This window comes from Streptomyces ziwulingensis (genome assembly GCF_039542605.1).
In the GTDB taxonomy this organism is placed as follows: domain Bacteria; phylum Actinomycetota; class Actinomycetes; order Streptomycetales; family Streptomycetaceae; genus Streptomyces; species Streptomyces ziwulingensis.
The window spans coordinates 1-1920 of sequence record NZ_BAABIG010000162.1; the positions used below are offsets into that span (position 1 = coordinate 1).

The following is a 1920-nucleotide window of genomic DNA, read 5'->3' on the forward strand; positions in this document are numbered from 1 at the left end:
ATATGACAATAGATACATCTTTAAATTCCCCAACTCCGTCTTTAGTATTTATACCACCTAATAAATTACCGGATTCCTTTAAAACCTTAGTATAATCATAACCAAATTTATCACAAATATTTAGTGAAGGTTGAGGGTTATAGGTGATTAAAAAATCATTATTTGTAATTTTGTAATAAGAAGTAAAATTTCGAGTACTGATTAAATAATTTAGTCTTTCTCTGTCTACAATTTCTGTTGTAGATTTGTAAATATTTAAACCAAATCTACCTAACAAATTATTTAACAAACTTTTTGAAACAGCTTTCTCTACTTTATTACGGGTAGTACTTTTTATTTTATACAAATTCATAACGTAATCATTAAATACATTGTACTCTTTACAAAAGTTGTAACCTTTAATAACTTTAACCTTATACCCATGTTCTTTAACAAATTTTAATTCCTCACTAAAATATCAACCTTTAAATTTACCAACAGGCATTACTAAACCCATATCTTTTCGTACAGGTAATAAACCTATATACTGTTCAGAAGCTTCTATTTCACAATAAAATCACCCAAATAAATTTTCTAAATTTAAACCACTATTGTCAAGATTTTCTATGTATGTATATTTATTTCCACACATAGCTTCTAAAGCTGCAAACGGATATAAAGAGTTTACATCATAATAAAATAAATTTTCACCGTAAGGTTTATAAACTTCTGTTATACCTCCGAAATAACCTTCTTTAACATCATTGTAAATGTTATCTTTTATAATAGGTATTTTAGACTCTTTTAAATAATGTTTTAGATAAATATTTAAAGATAATCTACTTATAGTTAGAGATTTTGTCATTTCGGTATCAAATTTACGAATTGTGTATTTATTAAATTTATCCATTATTTCTAATAAAGATAGTATATCTTTCTTTAAATAAATTAAGCACTCTTTCTTTAGATCCCACATAGAATTATATATTGTTAAATATTCTTCATGATCTGCTTTAGCTCAATACTTTTTTGAAGGTGTTTCACCTATATAATTCAAAGTATTCTCATTAACAAAATCATAAGGGAAAATACCTTTAGTTGTTTCAACATCAAACGCTTCACATAATTTACTCAATTTTTGACTAAGAATGTTGAATGAATCAATAAATGTTATTCGAATATCTTTAGGTTTTTTACGAGCACCTATTACAGCTTGTTTTCTACCACTTAATAATCTAGGCACAGATACTTCTATTTTCAATAACGAATTATCTCTAAACAAAGGATCTATTTTATAATACTCACTACCATTTTGTAGATTAATTGATTTTAATTTATGTAATAAAAAAATACCGTCATAATTTAAATTATGAACATAAAAAGTATACCCATCGTATTCTGATGTAAACATACTATTTAAACATTCCAGTAGTATATCCCTATTACCAACCTCATTTTTATTTAAATAGAATAAATTTGGATCTTTATTTAGTCCACAAAAACCAGCTGCATATACTTCACCAAACCCATCTTTATTTTTAAATACTTCTATATCAAAAGTACCTATAAAAGGATTAGAGACCAAATTGTCTTTTTCCGCTGTGAAGCCGTTATAACCTAGTTTAAATATATTTTTTATAGTTGGTAATGTTTTAGAAACTGAAATATTAACAGCATTATTATTTCTTACAACTAAACTTGTTTCTTTATAATATCTCTCAAAAGTACAGTCATCTTTTATTATGTCAGTGATACTACTTTCAAATGACCCCATGTGAATACTGTATACTTCTCTTAAGTATATATTATTTTCTAATCTTTTGTTTAAAATAATATATTTATTATTAATAAACATATTATCATAATCAAATAATTTTATTTCATCTTTTGATAATTGTTTATTTTGTTCATTAATTTTATTAATGTAAATAGAACTATCAC

General features: G+C 24.6%; 1 protein-coding gene and 1 pseudogene. Both read right to left on the minus strand.

The features are described 5' to 3' along the window. On the minus strand, window positions 1-403 hold a 403-nt coding region (locus ABEB00_RS35920; protein WP_345624932.1), incomplete at its 3' end, for a DNA polymerase. Window positions 404-556: 153 nt separating this feature from the next. Then, window positions 557-1834: pseudogene (locus tag ABEB00_RS35925) on the minus strand (DNA polymerase). Window positions 1835-1920: the final 86 nt, after the last annotated feature.